At 64.6% G+C, this 17,873-nt stretch carries 14 protein-coding genes and 1 pseudogene; 6 read left to right on the top strand and 9 right to left on the bottom strand.

Annotated elements, in window-relative coordinates; translation table 11 throughout:
- The first annotated feature begins 141 nt into the window (after positions 1-141).
- On the top strand, positions 142-1,665 hold the full coding sequence (locus tag KCH48_RS22535) for a metallophosphoesterase family protein (RefSeq protein WP_210576485.1): 1,524 nt from the start codon (positions 142-144) through the stop codon (positions 1,663-1,665).
- 73 nt (positions 1,666-1,738) lie between these two features.
- On the opposite strand, the pseudogene KCH48_RS22540 reads toward KCH48_RS22535, so the two are convergent.
- A pseudogene (locus tag KCH48_RS22540) lies at positions 1,739-1,861 on the bottom strand (EamA family transporter); the annotation flags it as partial.
- A 26-nt stretch (positions 1,862-1,887) separates the two neighbouring features.
- On the opposite strand from KCH48_RS22540, the gene KCH48_RS22545 reads away from it, so the two are divergent.
- Positions 1,888-3,336 carry a recombinase family protein gene (locus KCH48_RS22545; protein ID WP_210576486.1) on the top strand — a complete coding sequence of 483 codons (1,449 nt, stop codon included), beginning with the start codon at positions 1,888-1,890 and terminating at the stop codon, positions 3,334-3,336.
- Positions 3,337-4,036: 700 nt separating this feature from the next.
- Here KCH48_RS22545 and KCH48_RS22550 read toward each other — a convergent pair.
- The 4 genes from KCH48_RS22550 to KCH48_RS22565 all read right to left on the bottom strand — a co-directional run bounded on the left by KCH48_RS22550 (position 4,037) and on the right by KCH48_RS22565 (position 7,526).
- A complete protein-coding gene (locus KCH48_RS22550; RefSeq protein WP_210576573.1) occupies positions 4,037-5,386 on the bottom strand; it encodes a replication initiator in 1,350 nt (449 codons plus the stop codon).
- A gap of 294 nt (positions 5,387-5,680) precedes the next feature.
- Positions 5,681-5,878, bottom strand: coding sequence for a hypothetical protein (locus tag KCH48_RS22555; RefSeq protein ID WP_210576487.1), 198 nt, complete (start codon positions 5,876-5,878; stop codon positions 5,681-5,683).
- Positions 5,875-7,182 carry an FtsK/SpoIIIE domain-containing protein gene (locus KCH48_RS22560; RefSeq protein ID WP_210576488.1) on the bottom strand — a complete coding sequence of 436 codons (1,308 nt, stop codon included), beginning with the start codon at positions 7,180-7,182 and terminating at the stop codon, positions 5,875-5,877. Before KCH48_RS22560 ends, KCH48_RS22555 begins: the two co-directional genes overlap by 4 nt.
- Positions 7,179-7,526: a hypothetical protein gene (locus KCH48_RS22565; RefSeq protein WP_210576489.1), complete on the bottom strand. Its 348-nt coding sequence runs from the start codon at positions 7,524-7,526 to the stop codon at positions 7,179-7,181. Before KCH48_RS22565 ends, KCH48_RS22560 begins: the two co-directional genes overlap by 4 nt.
- Positions 7,527-7,690: 164 nt before the next feature.
- Between KCH48_RS22565 and KCH48_RS22570 the strand changes: the two genes are divergently transcribed.
- Positions 7,691-8,470, top strand: a complete 780-nt coding sequence (locus KCH48_RS22570; protein WP_210576490.1) for a GntR family transcriptional regulator — start codon at positions 7,691-7,693, stop codon at positions 8,468-8,470.
- 407 nt (positions 8,471-8,877) lie between these two features.
- On the opposite strand, the gene KCH48_RS22575 is transcribed toward KCH48_RS22570, so the two are convergent.
- Both KCH48_RS22575 and KCH48_RS22580 read right to left on the bottom strand, forming a co-directional pair.
- Positions 8,878-9,174 carry a hypothetical protein gene (locus tag KCH48_RS22575; RefSeq protein WP_210576491.1) on the bottom strand — a complete coding sequence of 99 codons (297 nt, stop codon included), beginning with the start codon at positions 9,172-9,174 and terminating at the stop codon, positions 8,878-8,880.
- A gap of 327 nt (positions 9,175-9,501) precedes the next feature.
- Complete coding sequence (locus tag KCH48_RS22580) at positions 9,502-10,056, bottom strand: ATP-binding protein (RefSeq protein WP_210576492.1); 555 nt, start codon at positions 10,054-10,056, stop codon at positions 9,502-9,504.
- A gap of 206 nt (positions 10,057-10,262) precedes the next feature.
- Here KCH48_RS22580 and KCH48_RS22585 point away from each other — a divergent pair, with 206 nt between their 5' ends.
- Complete coding sequence (locus KCH48_RS22585) at positions 10,263-11,639, top strand: sporulation protein (protein ID WP_210576493.1); 1,377 nt, start codon at positions 10,263-10,265, stop codon at positions 11,637-11,639.
- Positions 11,640-11,642: 3 nt separating this feature from the next.
- On the opposite strand, the gene KCH48_RS22590 is transcribed toward KCH48_RS22585, so the two are convergent.
- Both KCH48_RS22590 and KCH48_RS22595 read right to left on the bottom strand, forming a co-directional pair.
- Entirely contained in the window at positions 11,643-12,557 is a 915-nt protein-coding gene (locus tag KCH48_RS22590; protein WP_210576494.1) for an aminoglycoside phosphotransferase family protein, read from the bottom strand.
- A 182-nt stretch (positions 12,558-12,739) separates the two neighbouring features.
- Complete coding sequence (locus KCH48_RS22595; protein ID WP_210576495.1) at positions 12,740-13,888, bottom strand: N-6 DNA methylase; 1,149 nt, start codon at positions 13,886-13,888, stop codon at positions 12,740-12,742.
- 293 nt (positions 13,889-14,181) lie between these two features.
- On the opposite strand from KCH48_RS22595, the gene KCH48_RS22600 reads away from it, so the two are divergent.
- On the top strand, positions 14,182-16,272 hold the full coding sequence (locus KCH48_RS22600; RefSeq protein WP_246885723.1) for a sensor histidine kinase: 2,091 nt from the start codon (positions 14,182-14,184) through the stop codon (positions 16,270-16,272).
- A 52-nt stretch (positions 16,273-16,324) separates the two neighbouring features.
- A complete protein-coding gene (locus tag KCH48_RS22605) occupies positions 16,325-17,026 on the top strand; it encodes a hypothetical protein (protein WP_210576497.1) in 702 nt (233 codons plus the stop codon).
- Positions 17,027-17,873 lie beyond the last annotated feature (847 nt).

Here is a 17,873-nt window from a genome sequence, read left to right on the forward strand (position 1 = left end):
TCCTTCCGGCCTACGGACGCATCCATGAGGCGTGTCCGAAGTCACGCGGACACGCCGCGAGTGACGGATGTCGCACGCCGGACCGTATGACGCCGCCGACAAAACCGCCGCAGTTAACGTCAACAGGGCACAAACTGCAGTATGCGCTGCTGCCTCTCCGCTCCTCTGACGGTCCTGGCCGCCCTCCCCAGCCCCTGCGACATCATGCGCTCCGGCGCACTGCTGGCGCCCGCTCTGCCCGCTCTGCTGCGCGGCGCCCTCGCGCGCGCCCAGCGAGCACGCCACGCCTTCCCCCACCACCCCGACGCTCTGGCCGCCGTACACCTCGAACTGGTCACCCTCACCGAGGACCGCGCGATCATCACCTGGTTCACCGGCGTCCCCGGCACCGACGACGGCTGGGGCCACATGCTGCCCGCCTTCACCGAGGGCGAGGTCGTCTACGGCACGCACCCCGGCCGCCTGACCCGCACCGCGTCCGAAGGCCGCCTGACCGCGCACCACCAGGTCGAGATCATCGGCCTGGAACCGGGCCAGACGTACTACTACCAGGCCCGCTCCCGCGGTACGGCCGCCACACCCACGCCCCTGCACCTCGTGCGCGGCAACGCGGTCGGCACCAATCTGCACGGCATCGGCTCGCGCGGCGGACCGTACTCCTTCACCACGCCCCAGCCGCCGCCCGGCCGCCACCTGATGTCCATCGCCCTCTGCAACGACCTGCACCTCGGCGAGACCACCGCCGGCCGGGTGGCCGGAATGCCGATGCTGCGCGGCATCTCGCAGCAGCCCGGGCTCGCGCCGTATCCGGAGATCATGGGCCGGGCCCTGGTCGAGGAGGCGCGGCGGCGCGGCGCGGACGTGCTGCTGGCCGCCGGGGACATCTCGGCGGGCGGGGCGCCGCGGGACCTGGCCGAGGCGAGACAGATCCTGGACGGTTTCGGCGTCCACGGGCGGGACTACTTCGTCGTACGCGGAAACCACGACCGCCCCGGCCCCTCCGGAGACACCTTCCGCGACGGCTTCCTGGGCGGCACGGGACCCGGCTACCTCGCCCACGACCTGGGCGGACTGCGGCTGATCGGGCTCGACACCTACGAGAAGAAGGGCAACGGCGGCGACGCGGGCGGGCTCGGCGACGAGCAGCTGTCGTGGTTCCGGGCGCGGCTGCGGGAGCAGCGGGAGCAGCCCACGCTCGTCTTCGGCCATCACCCGCTGACCGTGCGGGACTCGGTCTTCCCGATGGGTCGCGGCCAGCGCCTCGACCGCCGCCAGGCTCGCGCGATCGTCGACGCGTACGCCGCCTCGCCGGGCGTCTTCCTCCACCACGCGGGCCACACCCACCGCAACAAGCGCACGGTCCTGATGCGCGCCCCGCACGTCACCCAGCAGGAAGTCAGCGCCGTCAAGGACTACCCCGGCGGCTTCTCCCTCCTCCGCATCCACACAGGCGGCTACGCCCTCAACTACTACAAATGCGGCACCGACCCGGCCCGCGAGTGGAGCGAACGCAGCCGCCGCGTCGCCGGCGGCCTCTGGCCCCACCACGCCCTCGGCCGCTCCCCCGCCGACCGCAACAGCGTGCGCGCGCATGACCTGTCCGGGATCACCGTCCCGCGCCAGCGCACCGTTTCGGGGGCTTTGCCGGGGGCGGCGGGGGTGTAGCTGTGAGGCCTTGCGAGCTGTGAGGCCTCGCGCGCCTGTGAAGCATCACGAGCTGTGAGGCCTCACGCCGGTCTCACCCCGCATGCAGCATCAACCCGATCCCCACGACCAGCACCCCCGCCGCCACGATCCGGGACACCCCGAACCGCTCCTTGAAGAACACCGCTCCGATGGCCGCGCCGACGATGATCGATGTCATACCCGGCTCATACAGTGTTTGTCATGAGCCGATCGAAGTTACCCAAGACCGCCATCACCCCCGGCGAGCCCGCAGCGATCTACTGCCGGATCTCTCACACCAAGGACGAGGATCAGACCGGCGTCGACCGCCAGGAGCGCATGTGCCGGGAGATCGCCGAACGGCTTCAGCTTCGCGTCGAGCCGACCCATGTCTACGTGGACAACAACCGTTCGGCGTGGCAGCGCAACCGGAAGCGGCCGGGGTGGGAGGAAATGCTGAAGGCGATGGGGGACGGCGAGATCCGGCACGTCATCGTCTACCACCCCGACCGCCTCATGAGACAGCCCAGGGACCTGGAAGAGCTGCTCTCCATAGCCGACGACAAGCGCATCCTGCTGCACGGCGAGGCGAACCGGCGTGACCTGTCGGACCCCGACGACCGATTCATCCTCCGCATCGAGGTGGCCCACGCCTGCCGCTCCTCCGATGACACGTCGCGCCGCCTCAAGGACGCTCTCAAAGACAAGGCCCGCGAAGGCAAACCGCACGTGGGCAACCGTCCGTACGGCTACACCCGCGACGGCCGCGCGATCGTCGAAGAGGAAGCGGAGATCGTCCGCGAGGTCTACCGCCGCTACTTGGACGGAGAGTCACCGAACCGAATAGCGCAGGACCTTGCAGCGCGCGGCATCCCCACGTCGAAGGGCAAGGCGTGGAACCCCGAAAACGTTCGCCATCTACTCTCATCCCACTTCGTGGCCGGGTTGCGCTTCCACCTGGGCGAAGAAGTGGCCGTAGGGACTTGGCCCGCCATCATCGACCGTGGACAGTGGGACGAGGTACAGCGGCTCAAGGAATACCGCGCCCAGCAGCACCAGGACACGAAGAATCGGCCGATCCGGAACTACCTCCTGCGCGGGGTCGTCACCTGCGCGTGCGGAGCGCGCATGAGCGGATCGAACAGCGTCCGGTACGCCTACTACCGGTGCACCCGCGCCGACAACACCGACCAGCAGAAGTGCAACCGTTCCGTCTCGGCCGAACCGCTGGAGGCATTCGTTCGGGACGTGGCGATCAAGGTGCTGACCAAGCTGGACACCTCGGGCTACGAGCCCGCCACGACCACGCGTCCCGAGGTCGACGTACTCGCGGATGACAAGGACCGGGCGAAGCTGGAGGAGCTGAAACAGCTCTGGCTCAACGATGACGACTTCACGACAGCCGACTTCCAATCCATGCGTGCGCCCATCCTCAAACGGATGAAGGAGCGGCAGCGGAAGACCATCAAACGTCCGATCGCCGTCCTGGACGGGATCGCCGGACCGGACGCCGAGGCCAACTGGAAGAGGCTGGAGAAGGAGGAGGACTACGCGCGCATGAACGCGATCTATCGGTTCCTGTTCGCCGCGGTGGTCGTCCGTCCGCCGACGAGGTTGGGCAGGGGGTTCGACACTGATCGGGTGGACATCAAGCCGAACCCGCTGGACTAATCGGCTCCCCGTAGCCGCTAGTCACCCAAGCGTTCAAGAGGGAGGCCCTCACCGTGATGGTGAGGGCCTCCCGGGTTAGACAGCCTCGGTCTCGTCACCTCGCTGCGAGCCTGGCTTAGTTGGTGGCCTATCGGCCTTGTTCTTCAGTTCCTCACGAACCTTGCGGAATGCACGAATGACGCGGATCAGGTCCGTGCTGAGACTGACCAACTGACCGCAGACGTACCGGAGGACCAGAAAGGCACCACCTACGAGGACGGTGATCGCCGAAACCCAGCCCACGGTGACCATGGAGACTCACTCTCCACCCCGGCGGCTGTCAGCCAATGGCCGACGATCAAGCCGCCCCGAGACTCCGCTACCGGAGCCCGTCCTTCACAGGGATATGACTATGCGCAAAGGGGCACAGAGCGGGATGGGCCTGGCGCAACAAGCTAGCTTGCTCACAGCGCTCCCCTCGTCAAGAGTGTTACCGATCTTCACTCGTGTGGGCTAATGCAAGCCAAGGTAGAACTCAGTTGCGCTTCTTGTCCAATACGGCTTGGCAACAAGGGCGTTGAGGATGAGGAAGATGCCTACCCCTTCCGATCCGGGCCGAGGAGCCGCGCGAGTCGCGCAGCGCTCTTCGGCCCTATCCGCGTGGGGAACTTGGCCGCTTGCCGCTCGACGGCCCGAGTCCACTGCTCGCTGTGGCGTCTCGTCACCGGGGCGCCTCACGTTCTGCGCGGGCGGTCTCGCGGTTCGTGGCGAGGTCTTCGGCGATTCCCGCCGCGATGAGGGCGGCGCCGGGGGTGTGGCCGGAGCCGACGTAGCGCCAGTGCCGATCGGTGACCGTGTCGGGGGTGTCGGCGTGGCCGAGGTGGTGGGCGCGTTCGGCGCGGAGTGCTGCGTATGTCGTCGAGTAGGCACGCGATTTGGTGAGGATGTGGCCCCGGTAGCCGAGTGTGTGGGTCCAGGTGCGCAGGTTCAGCGGTTCGTACTCCGGCAGACCGCCGAGACGCCAGCAGGTACGCATGAGGTTGCGCACGTGTTCGCTCACGGGCGCGGCGTCGATGTCGTGCCAGGTCGTGAGCCGGTAGTCGGTGCCGGCGCCGGTCTCGCTGGCGCCTTTGGTGACGTACTTGGCCACGTACGCAGCCACCGCATCGTCGTCCGGTCCGTCACCGCCAGTGCGCAGGGGGCGGGCGTCGAGCTGGGTGCCCCAGCGGAGGGCGAGTTCACCGACGGCCGGGCTGTAGGTCGTGTGGACCAAGACCCGCCGGGCGGACGCGCGGGCAGCGTCGGCCAGGCGCTCGACGGTGCCCCAGGCCGGGGGGTCGTCGTCTGGCCCTGCGGGACCGTCGAGGCGGATCACTGCGTGCACGTGGACGGCGGCGCGCCTCTGGTATTCGGCGACGCGGGCGAAGGACAGCCGCGCGTGCTGGCCGAAGCGGGACTGTACGAGGCCTGCGGAGGTGGCGAGTTGGCGCCGGAAGCCGATGACGAACCGGTCCCACAGCTTGCCTGCGTGTGCGTGCCAGAGCGCATGGGCCGGGTAGTCGTAGCAGTCGGCGCAGAGGGGTTGGCCGATGACGGGCGCGTCCGGGGCGTGGATGGCGCCGCAGCCGAGGGGACAGCCGTGTTCGCATGTATCGCCATCCCGCCGGGGGCGGCAGCGGTCCCCAGCACTGTGGACCGGCCCGAAGGACGGCGCGGTCAGCGTGACGAACAGCCGGGGACGTTGGCGGACGGTGGTGGGGACGTTCTTGCCGCCGGTCAGGCCCGCACGCACCAGGTGGAAGGTGTCTCCGGCGTGGAGGCGGGAGCAGGCAGGGCAGATGGTTGCGCGTCGGTTGCGGCAGCGGACGGAGAGGCGTTCGCCCGGTTCGTCGCGGGTGTCGTAGTGACGGATGATCTCGCCGGTTGTGCCGTCCAGGGTGGTGGTCGAGCCGGACAGGTGGACGGGGTGGGCGCAGCCGCCGGTTGCGGCGATCTGCTCCAGCCAGCGGGGGAACTTCGGGTCTTGGGCGATGCGGAGGGCGTCGCGGTCTGTTTCGGAGAGCTGACGCAGGCGCGCCGCGCGGTCGAGGGCGGCGCGCCTGTCAGCCGGAGTGAACTCCGGGGTGATGGTGGTGACCTTCCGGGGTGGGCCGCCGCAGCGGCACGGTGGATGGGTGGTGGCGCGGTGTCGGTCATGGGGATCGCTCCTTTGCGTGGTCGGGGCGGGGTGAAGGTCAGCGGATGGTTCCGGTGCCCCGGCAGACGCGGCAGCGCCGCAGCCGTCCGGTCCACGTCCTACGGGCTCCGTCGCCCTTGCAGTGGGGGCACCTCACGCGAGGCATGGGCATGGTTCGGTCCCTTCTGCTCAGGTGTGGGAGAAGCCGCTGATGACCCAGGTCACGAGCCCGTGGACGGTGAAGACCACGGGGGTATGGCCGAGGTAGACGCCGAAGAGGCCGACGCAGACCGCTTCCCAGGCGCGCACATCGCGGGAGCGGACGAGGAGAACGGTGATGATCCCGAAGATCACCGCGAACGTGAACGCCGTACCTTCGCTGATCACTTGTCGTCTCCTTCCAGTGCCGCAAGGGCACGGTCCACGGCGGGCAGTTGCGGAGTCATGCCGGAGTACTTACGGGCGGTGGCCACGGCCTCATCCGTCGGCGTCAGATGGGAACGGGCACGGCTCCAGCCGCCGTCCGGACCGGTGCAGACAGCCACGCCCCGTTCCTCTGCTGTGATCGACTGGGCGACAGCCACGGCGTCCTTGTTCAGGTCGCCCAAGGTCATCTCGGCCGTACCGGGATCGTTGACCCGATGGCAGATCCGACCGCCCAACTGAGCGCGCAGGGCGGTGACGCCGGGCCCGAGGTCCGAGCCGACCCGCTGTCCGGCGACGACCAGGTGCAGCCCGAGCGCGGCCCCGAGTTGGGCGAGACGAAGCAGCAGTGTGGAGCACTGCTCTGCCTCTGCTTTGCTCTCCCGCGTGCCGTCGGACAGGTACAGTTCCGCGATCTCGTCGATGATCACGACGACGGGTATCGGCCGCAGCTTGTCCGGCAGCTCCCAGATCGAGCGGACCCCCGCCGAGCGACACGCACTCATCCGGTCCTGCATGTCGACGACGAGCGCCGACAGGACGGCGACCGCTTCTCGTCGGCAGGTCGCCAGCGCGCTCAACCGCCCGGCGAACAGGCCCAGTTCCATGCCGCCCTTGCAGTCAACGCCGACCAAGGCGACCGGTTGCGGCGCAAGCTGGGTGATCAGCCGGGCCAGCAGGGTGGACTTGCCCGAGCGGGTGGCCCCGGCGATGAGCCAGTGCGGCACCAGCCGCAGGTTGATCACCCAGGCGCCCCCGGTCTCCAGTGCGCCGATGAGCGCCGACAGCAGCTCGGTGGGAGCCGTGGCTAAGCCGGGCCGCTCAAGCGGATCACTGCCCGTGGCCGTCAGCAGCACGAGGCCACGTTCGGGCGAGGTGACCCGCACGGCGTGGACCCTCCACGCGTGGGCGAGCGCGTCCGCCGCCTTCATGTACGTCGACGGGGTCTGCCCGGCGTGCAGGCGCACGGTCACGGTCAGGCCCAGGCGAGTGGCGCGCGGGAACGAGGCGCGCGGTGCCACCGGCCGCACCGGATCGCCCTTGACGACCAGGTCGCCGAGCAGCCCGCGCGGCGGGCGGCGGGACACCGACAGGTCGTTGAGCATGGCGACCTTGCGCCAGGTGAACAGCACCCGCCACGCGGTGACCGGGTAGCCGGCGAGGTACCAGTGCCAGGCAGGACGGTGCCTGCGCAGCAGGTCACCGACGATGAGCACCCACGCCAGCACTGCGAGCCCGAACGCGAAGATGATCGGTCCGGTCGTCATGCGTCACCGCCCTTGGCGCGTGCGGGAGTTCCCTGCACGGGGGTGATGGCGTCGGCGCGGAAGCTGAGGCCGTGCCGGTCGCCCATCTGCCAGGCGAAGGCGGTCAGCCCGGTGACCTTGACGATCTGCCCTTCCTCGATGCCTGTCGGCTGACCGCTGACGGCGATCTCGATGACGGAGATACGCCGCCCGTCCTGCCGCACGGTGACGGCCACGGTGTAGACCGGGTTGCCGTCCCGGTCCCTCTTCACCTCCTGTGTCTCGGGGTTGGTGAGCTTTGCTTCGGGCGCGATGGCGCACCGCAGTACGCCGAGTCGCGCCGTGTCCACGGGTATGGACTGCATTTCGTTGGCCTCCCTGGCCAGTCAGGACGCCAGTCATATGCTGACGTCACTTGTCCTTACGAGTGATGACTATGAAGTTCTGTACGGCGAGTCCGCAACTACTTATGCTGACGAGTGATGTCGCGCGTGCGACGTGCCTACGACCTCAACCCGGAGATGCCGCCATGTCGGAGATCCAGCGCCCCGGAGCCCTGTACCAGCAGGTGGCCGCCGCCATCCGCGAAGCGATCCTCTCGGGCGAGTTCGCGCCCGACTCTCTGCTGCCGTCCGAGGCTCAGCTGATGGCCCGCTACGGCGTCTCCCGTCCCACCGTCCGTAACGCCATCGCGGCTCTGCGGGCGGAGGGGCTGATCGATGTCCGGCACGGCAAGGGCAGCTTCGTCCGCTCCGACGGACAGCCCTCCCTGACCCTGGACCGCTGTATCAGCCGCGCATCGGACGGCCGGTTCGCCATGCCCGACGGCGACGTCTGGGACGAGGCCGAGGAACCGAGCACCTACCGCACGCACACCACCAAGGCGACCGGCCGACTGCTCGAACTCGGCGAAGAAGAGGCCCTGTTCGGCTGTGACCGACTCCTTGTCGATGCCGCCACGGGCACCCGCGCGATGCACCGCACCCTGATCCCCTTCGAAGTATCCGAGGGCATCCCCCCGCTGGCCGACGAACCGTGCAAGCGCCCCGCAGCGATCTACTCGCTGCTCAGCCAGGACGGCCACAAGCTGTGGTGGTCCGAGACGGTCCGCGCCCGCATGCCGTTGCCGGACGAGCGCACCACGCTCCGCCTCCCGGACGCGACCCCGATCCTGCACCTGGCCCGCATCGCGCACGGAACCGACGACCGCCCCCTGATCCTCGAAGAGCTGCGCGTCGGCGCGGACCGTGCCGAACTCGCCTACCGGATCACCGCCGACAAGCAGCCCGCACGACGCACCCGAGCCTGAGCGCCAACGGCCATCGGTCGAAACCGCCTTCACTTCCTCAAGGGCGCGCCTGCGGCGCGCCGGGTCGCCCGGCCGCCCCGGCCGGGCGTGCGGCGTGGCCGCCGGTCCCGTCCGGTCGGCCAGCGCCCCACACCGCAGCACGCCGGAGGAGTCGAAGCGTCGACCGGCCGTCGCAGGCCGGGGCGCGGTGGGCTGGGGGTCGACGGCCTCCGAGACTTTAGGCAGCTCCCATGGGGCGAGCCTCGAAGAACAGGGGGCCGATCGGGCTATTGCGGGCAGCTCCAAGGACTGCCCGATCCGCTGGCGAGCGTAAGGCCCCCTGTTCACTCGCCCCATGGCAGCTACCGCCCAAAGTCTCTGCGGCCGGCGACGTGCCCACGTGCACCGCTCACCAGCGAAAAGGCGACTCATCGCGCACCGCCGTTGCCGTCCGCGAGTGTCTCCAGAAGCTGAGAGAGCCGGTCCACGTCATCCGGCCATCCCGTCAGCCGGACGACCCCGCGGCCGTCCTCGTTCGTCGAGGCGACAGCGCGTACAGCGGACAGCTCGAAGCCCGAGCCCAGGAGCGCCCGGTTAAACCGATCGGCAGCCTCACGCGCCTCGCGCCAACCCGCGATGTAGTCGACGCCAGACACCCAGAGACACGAGTCCGCGCCTGTCACGTCGAGCCCGTCGCTCAGCCAGTCCTCACCGGAGCCAGTCACCTTGTCCACCTCTGCCTCGATCTAGGTAACGGATCATCAATTTCCTTGCACCGGGGCAGAAACGCAGCACGACGGCCCCGGTACCATCAGGCACCGGGAACCGCCGTGTTCCCAGCCGGGCCACCCTTCGCTTACCAGGGCAGTGGGTGGCCCGGCCTCTTTTGGGATGTGAAGCGCGGCCCCTCACTCGGGAGGGGAGCCCCCGGGGACGTCCGAGGAGCCGCGCCCCTTCGGCCGGAGTGGTCAGACTCCGACCTGTGACCGGGCCGCCGCCCGCTCCCGATCGCGAGGGAGCAGAGCAACGACATTGCGGCGGCCCGGCGCCTGTCAGGCCAAGTACTCGGCCCTCAACTGATCAAGATCGAAGCGGCACCACACGGTCTTGCCGCCTCTCGTCCCGGGCGACCACCACACTGATTCCGCCAACCGCTGGGCGATGAACAGCCCGCGTCCCCTGTCCGGCAGCATCGCTTCGACGAAGCCGCCTGCCAGCTGAGGCGAAGGGAAGTCGCCGGGCGGAAGGTCAGGGGGTGTCGAGTCCTCATCCGTGACACCGAGAACCAGCACTTCAGGCCACGTCATCAAGGTGACATCGATGCGCCGTCCGGCGCCCGGCTGTGACAGACGGTCGTCGGGCACCGCGTGATGCACCACGTTGCCGACCAGTTCCGACACGACGAGCTGTGCGGCGTCGACGGCATGCGGCAGTCCCCAGGTCTGGAGATAGGAACTGACCATGTCCCGCGCGGCTTTGGCACAGTCCGGCGACTCGGCATAGACCGTCAGCGAACGGAAGTGCCCGTTCGCCGGGTCGTAGATCGACCGACGCGAAGCGCACACTGTCGGGGTGTTCGCTGCGTGTTTGCTCTGCTGTGCTTCCACCGCGTTCCCTCCCGAACACTGACGGACTCTGTAGCCCGTCGATCTGTGCAGACCAGTGAACGGCGCAGGAAGCCCAGTCGGGAGAGTTCACCAGGGGGTTCACGTGAACACCGGCAAAGACAAAGGGGGTTCGCGAATGAACCCCCAGCGCGATACTGCTGTGACACGATGAACACTCGCTGTCATTCTCGGGTTGGCAGGGGAGCATGAGCCGAGAGCCGAACGCGCAGTTGATCGCCGTCATGGACGAGGCAGGCGTCTCGAACAAGGGCCTCGCGAAACGCATGACGGACGAAGCCGCCCACCGCGGCATGGACCTGGGAACAACACACGTCGCCGTCAAGCGCTGGCGCGAAGGCGCAGGCATCAGGCCCCAAACGGCTGCACTCATGGCGGACGTTCTCGCCGCCAAACTTGGGCGCCGCATCACGCCGGGCGATCTCGGCTTCTTCGACCACACCAAGGCAACAGCGCCCGAGCCGATCGGCTACCCAAGCACCGTCCCCGACCTCTTGGCCCTGCTGGACGGCGTCACCCAGGAGCACGCCGACGCCCCCGCGTCGGCCCAACTGATCGTGGCAGACGCGGACATCAGCTCCGCCGTCCTGTCATGGATGATCGCGCGCCCGGACGGCATCCAGGCCGACAGGCCCGCTCACCAACGAGTAGGCATGCGCGACGTCCGCGCGATCAGAGACGCCGCCGGGATGTTCATGCAGCTCGACTTCAAGTACGGCGGAGGCCACGGCCACAAGGCACTTCGCCACTACTTCCGCGCCGAAGTACTGCCCCTGCTGGACGCGAGTTTCAGCGAGAAGGTGGGCACCGCGTTATACGGCGCCGCTGCCGAGATCTCCCAGTTGCTCGCATGGACCGCGTACGACGTCGGCAACCACCGGCTCGCCCACCGCTACCTGACGTCCACGCTGCGCCTGTCCCAGGTCATCGACGACCGCATGTTCGGCGCCCGCATCCTCGGCAACCTCAGCCACCAGGCCAACTACCTCGGCAACCACGCCCAAGCCATCCAGCTGGCCCGCGCTGCCGTCTATGGCGCCAAGGGCCGGGCCACCCCGCGCGCCATGGCGCTGAACTCGGCCATGGAGGCCCGCGCCCTGTCCAACGCGGGCGACGGCATCGCGGCAGCCCGCGCCATGAAGGAAGCAGAGCGCCACTTCGAACGCGCCGAGACGGGCGAAGACCCGGCATGGCTCGGCTACTTCGACGAAGCGGAACTCATGGGTGAACTCTGCCACTGCTTCCGCGACCTCAAGATGCGCCGCGACGCCGTCGCCCAGGCCCAGCGCGCCGTAGACAGCACCGACCCGAAGTACGCCCGCACCCTGGGCTTCTGCCGCATGGTCCTCGCCCAAAGCCAGCTACTGAACGGCGAGTTGGAAGCCGCCATCACCACCGCAAGCCTCGCAGTCGACGGCGGCGACTCCCTCCAGTCCAACCGCTTCCAGCGCTACGTCACCGACTTCCAGAACGAGGTCAGCGTGCACGCAGCAAACCCCACCGTGGCCGCCTTCAACGAGAAGGTCCACGATGCGCTCACCCGCCTGGACGAGGACGACGAGTAGCAACTACCAAGGCCGCCAGTCCCGAGGCGCATCGTCATTCCGCAGACCAGCGATGCGCCGGCGGTACTCGGCCGCAGTCTCCGCATCCTCCTGCACGTTCTGCATGAGCCACGTCGTCATGCCGAACTCTTGGATGCCCCGCAGCGTCTCGTAGCCGTGCCAGTCGTACAGGTCGCGCCCGTACCCGGCGACGAAGTCGGCGTACTGGTCGTCGGTCTGCCACCCAAGGCTGTGGTGCTCGACAGCCGTGACCATGAGATCCCACTCAGGGTGGTCGAAGCAGAAGGCCTCGAAGTCGATCAGGATCACGCGCCCCTGATCATCCACCATGAGGTTCTGCACGTGGGCATCTCCGTGCACCGGCCCCTTGGGCGTCTCGAACCTCAACTCCTCGTACTTGTCCAGCAGTTCGCGCCAACGCTTCCGCAGAAAGACCTTGTCGTCGTCCGGGATGACGGCCCGGTCGAGCCGTAGCTGTTGCTTGTCGAAAGGGTTGAACGAGGGCAGGGCAAGCCCGTCCGGCAGGGTCAGCGAGTGCAGATCACGCAGGACCCCGCCCAGCTCCCCGTACGTCGCCTTGCGTTCCCCTTCGACGATCAGATGCCAGAAGGTCACGGGGTGGCCATCGATCAAGAAGGGCTGCTCCAGGTCTTCGATGATGCGCGATGCCGGGAACCCTTCCTCTCCCAGCCACCGCGACACGGCCACCTCGGTGCGGGCTTTGGGCAGCCACTCTTCCCCCCGAGCCACGCGCACGATCACCGGCACAGAGGCCAGCCGAAACAGCGCGTTCTCCCCGAGACGGATCAGCTCTGCGCCTCTGTCATCGAGCCTCGCAGCCCGGCACGCGGCGGCCATCACCCGCGCAGCCCCCGCCGAGGTGAACCCCTCTTCCGATCGAGCAGCGTCAACCGCCATGCCCGTACCAGCTCCCCTAGTCGCGCGCGATCAACCGACGCACGCCCACGGGTGACCAACCCGACGCACGCCAGACACGACATTGACCGTACCCACCTGCGGACCCTCAGAGCGAGGACAAGCCTCAAGGAGCGAGCTTCCGCAGGCACCGACAGGAGGGATTCACAAAAACGGACAAACGCTCATGAAATATTCTTCTGCGTGACTCTCCACGGAATCTCTTTAATCGCCGAAACGGTGAGGTGTCGACAACTGATTCGATCGTCCAGTATATCGTTCGTTAGCGGGGAGTTCAGCAGCCTGATCAGTGCGTTACACGCTTTTATCCCTCCCTTCAGTGGCTTTGCCACCAAAAGGTGGTTATCGACAGCCACTTCTTCGTTACCGGTGATGAGCACTCCCGCAGCGCGTAAGGTAGAACCTTCAGTAGGACGGGATGTCCTTCTGATTGCTACAAAGGGAGGCTTGAAAAGGCGCCCACCAAATTGCCGCCGTCGAGTGGGAGTGCTCATTCGACCAGTGCCGGGAAGGTCACGCGCTACCAGGAAGGGCATACTTGGGCCTTCGTGGGGGTCCCGGTTGTCGACCACGGTGCCTACCCGAACCTCGAATAGATTCCCTACCGCCTCACCGGCTGGCGGCTTACTCCACCAGGAAGCAGTACGTCGAACTGGGTCAGTTCCGCGGAGTTGCGCAACAAGCAAAAAGACATCAATATCGGTGTGGTGGTCAAAGACTCCGAGGCGCTCAACATGAGTCACATTGGTTTGAGACTCGACAACTGCTCGCCACTTGGTGAAGTTCGAACCGCTGCGCAGCGAATCCGGCAAGATGGCGACTATGTGGCCCGCAGGTTTAATGTGCCTCAAAGAGTCCAGTAAAAAAAATGCCGCATTTGATGTCTTCCCTTGAGCCCAGCTGCAGTCCTTCGAAGCGTGTACACGAGTGAAGGGTGGGTTCAAAACTACAGCATCGACTTGCGCCTGCGCCCGGGTTTGCGCATTGCCCTGCTCGATATTACTCAAGTATTCCAACGGCCTGGAAAATTGCTCGAATTTTCCGTTAACATCGTGATGCCGCTTGAGAGCCGAGAGCAAGATTCGGCGACGAGCAGTTTCGACGAACTCTGCATGCAAGTCCCATCCGTAAATTTTTGCGTCCCAGGTTGCGAGCGTTTCAAGAAGCGTTGAACCGATGGGCATGTCTTCAGTAGCCGCCAGCAACAGGTCACCCGCGCCGCAGGTTGGATCAAGGATGGAGTCGGCCGGGATGGCCCTCAGCACCTCAGCAACCTTTGCCCTAAGGTTGCTTGGCGTGAAAAAGGCACCCACCTGCCGGCGGTAGCTCAGGGGCACCAAGCGCCTGAGCTCCGCCGCTGAGTGGCCGTCAAGTAGCCTGTCAACCTGCGTACGTGCCAGCTCACCGCTGGTATGGAGGCTTCCAAGTACCCCATCGATGTGGGCTGTGTGCTCTAGGTACGCCGCACTGCCTGACGGGCTGTCCACGTTCCAACTCCTGACTGGGGAAGGCCTGTTGAGCGGAAGGCCGTAAGGGTACTATCTCCGCTACTGCTCTTCCTGGCAGGACGTGTCGGCGCGCGCGGTGAGGATGTTTCGTGGCATCTATGGCAAGCCTGAGGTTCTCTCCAGAAATCTTGCGCCGCTTAGGCGAGGAACTCGTTCCACACCCCGACTTGGGTGTTATCGAGCTGGTGCGCAATGCTTACGATGCAGATGCGCCAACTTGCTCCGTGGAAATGCACTCCGTTGAAACTCGTGGCGGTCGGATTGTCGTCACGGATACCGGTGACGGAATGACCGAGGACGACATTGTCAGTGGATGGTTACTTCTCGGGAAATCATCGAAAGCGGAATCGACGCTCACGAGTAACGGACGTCGAAAGGTTGGGGAAAAAGGTCTTGGTCGCCTAGCTGCTCTGAGGCTTGGTCGCTATGTGACGCTCACGACGCGCCCGCGCGTTACTCCAGGTGTGCAACACGTGCTGAAAATCGACTGGCGTAGCTTTGATGCTGTGGCAGCAGTCGAGGACGTGCAACTCACTATAACGACAATGCCAACGGAAGCAGAGCCGGGCACAAGGATTGAGATCGACGATCTCACCACGGCATTCAAGCCAAAAGACGTTGAACGATTGGCAAGAGCTCTGGTCTTGCTGACCGGCCCCTTCCCCGGGCCAGCTGACTTCCGAGTTGACTTGAATGCTCCTGAGTTTCAAAAGCTCGCCAGTCTCGTTCATCAGTCATTCTTTGAAGAAGCAGAATATCGAATTGTCGCTGAACTGAATGATGATGGTCGCGCCTCCGCCACCCTTTATGACTGGCATGGCGAGAAGATCGCCAGTGGCGGACATAGTGCGGTGAGCTCTGCAGGATCAGAGCGCGGGGATTCTCCCCTTGCCTACTTCACGCCAGCTGCTCAGTTCGAGCTGTGGACATTTAATCTGAGCGCCAATGCATTCGCTATACGCGGGTCGAGGCATAAGGTGTCAGAGGTTAGGAACTGGCTCCGGTCTGTCGGAGGCGTGCACCTCTATCATCGAAATCTGCGAGTGCACCCTTACGGTGATGAGGGACATGACTGGCTGGACATGAACCTGCGTAGGGTACGCAGTCCCGAGTTGCGTCCTGGCACGAATACTTCCGTGGGGCGCGTCAGCGTCATAGACGAGGAGCAACGTCTTACCCCCAAGACTGACCGGACAGGTTTTCTCGAAACACCTGAGTTTGTTGAACTAGCGCGTTTTGGGCGCAACGTCTTGGACTGGGCCGCGAAAGAACTCTTGCGGCGCCGCGAAAAGGAAAAGGGAGAGAAGCAACAAAAGGCCGGAGACAAAGTCGAGAACGCCATTAACAGACTTCAAGACACTGTCAATAAGCTTCCTCCGCAACAGCGCAGAGAGGTATTGGAAGCTACGAACTTCTTGCGGTCTGCTTTTGATGAGAAAGTTCGAGCTGTCGAGGACGATCTTCTCCTCTACCGAACGCTCAGCACGGTTGGAACCACAACCGCTGTTTTTGCGCATGAGACGAAGCAACCCGTGGACTTGATCGATCAGGCTTCCAGCGTCATCGCTCGACGTGCGGCACGGCTTTTGAAGGATGACTATGCGAAGAATCTTTCTGAGCCTGTAGAAACAGTCCGGCGAGCCGCGGACTCCCTACGAACCTATGCTGACATTCCATTGCGCCTGTTGCAGCGCAGAAAGCGGCGACCCAAGGTCGTTGATGTCAACGAGGTTGCTGCCGACATTGTCGCACTCTTCGGCCCGCATCTTGATGGTGCGAATATTGCTGTTGAGCTGCAATTGGCTGAAGGCGGAGCTCCCGTAAAGGCAACTGTCGCAGCAATCGAAGCCATCCTGGCCAACTTGCTTGCCAACGCTACGTACATCTTCACGCAGCCACATGCCGGGGGCACATCAGAAAGGCTGATTGTAATCAAAACCGACCTCAGTCCAGATTCGGTCTTTGTCACCGTGATGGACAATGGCCCGGGCATTGATACATCAAAGCTTTCAATTGATGATATCTGGCTGCCAGGAACTACCACGCGCGAGGATGGGACAGGTCTCGGTCTAACGATAGTTAGGGATGCCACAAGAGATCTAAAGGGCGAAGTCTTCGCCAAGCCTGTAGGGGAAATGGGCGGTGCAGAATTCAACGTCGAGCTTCCGCGCGTCACGTCGCTATCCTGAAGCCCGGTAAATTTCGTTTTACTGCCACTTAGGAATGTAGGAGAAAACCATAGTGAACGTGCTGGATCGTCCGCTCCGGCCTGGCGATCCCATCGCGATCATTGAGGATGAAGAGGTAAACAGGCGCACGACAGGATGGATCGTCGAGGAAGCCGATTTCACTCCTGTTCCTGTTTCTCGCATCCCGACGTCGTTAGACGAGCTCTTTGCGGAAATTGAAGACAAAGCAGTTGCCGTGCTTTGCGATCACCGCTTAGGGCGTGGAGGCAACGTATCCTATTATGGTGCCGAAGTGGTCGCCAAGAGCAATCGCAGGAAGATTCCGGCAGTTCTTCTCACTAGTTATGCCAATAGTGACGAGAATTCGAGCATCCGGCGATGGCGGTCTGAAATCCCCATGCTGTTGAGTCGAGGGGCGGATAGCGATCCAGAACGGCTGGCGCAGGCTTTTTCTCTCGCAGAGGAAGAATGCCGGGGAGTATACATCGAGTCACGCAAGCCTTACCGCGTCATCGTGCGTGTGCAGGATTGTCGGTACGGGCCCGAAGAGGTAGTCGCGGAGTGTGTAGTCACGGCCTGGCAACCACGCACTACTATTGACGTGCCGGCGTCGATGATTACGGAGTACCTGGATACACCGATCGACCACCTCGTGGGTAAACGACTCAGCGCCGAAGTGAATATCTATGCCCCTACAGCGGGCGAGTTGTACTTTCGCGACTTTAGAATGGGGCCGGGGGTTCCTACAGGATGATATCGGCTGGCACGGTCACAGGTGGCACGACGAAGCCACTTGAAGTAGTCATCGTTGATGTGGGCCACGGAAATTGTGCCATCATCCGAGATGGTCTTAGAAGTGCAATCGTTGATATACCGCGCGGCAAGCCTGTGATCAGCGCACTTACGGATAACAAGTGTCACAGGATCGAGCATCTCCTTTTATCCCATCCGGATGAGGATCACATCGGTGGTGCTGCACGCCTTCTGGCAGATCCAGACGTCTCCATTGCGAATTTCTGGTGTAATCCCAGCGCTATTCAAGATACTGATACCTACCTTGATCTTGTGGAGCAGGCCGCGTTGCGGGAGGATGAGCGTAGGACGCACTATAGAAGTAACCTAAATGTGGGTGCTCGCGAGGATCTAAATTTCGAGCGGGTAGCAATCGAGGTGCTCCACCCCGACATGCGTCTGGCTGGGATTGGTCAGACCTCGCGAAAGCATAAGCGCGGCGAGGTTCCGAGTAATCGAATGTCAGCTGTCCTAAGGGTGAGCCTTGGGGGTAGGCCTGCTGTCTTACTCGCTGCGGATATTGACGATAAGGGATTCGACGCCATCGTGAGTCGTGGCGTGGATATGGAGGCGCCAGTCCTCGTATTTCCACATCACGGCGGTTCGGCAAAGGGGGGCGATGACCGAGAATTCGCGAGAAAAGTCTGTGAACAGGTGAAGCCTCAACTGGTGGTATTCTCTCTCGGACGGCACAAGTACAAGAATCCTCTGCCTGAGGTGCTGGCTGGTGTCAGAGATGCGGCTCCCACGGCACATGTTGCGTGTACCCAGATCAGTAAACACTGTCATTCTCGTGACTCTGTCAGTGG

This window comes from Streptomyces sp. GESEQ-4, from assembly GCF_017948455.1.
In the GTDB taxonomy this organism is placed as follows: Bacteria; Actinomycetota; Actinomycetes; order Streptomycetales; family Streptomycetaceae; genus Streptomyces.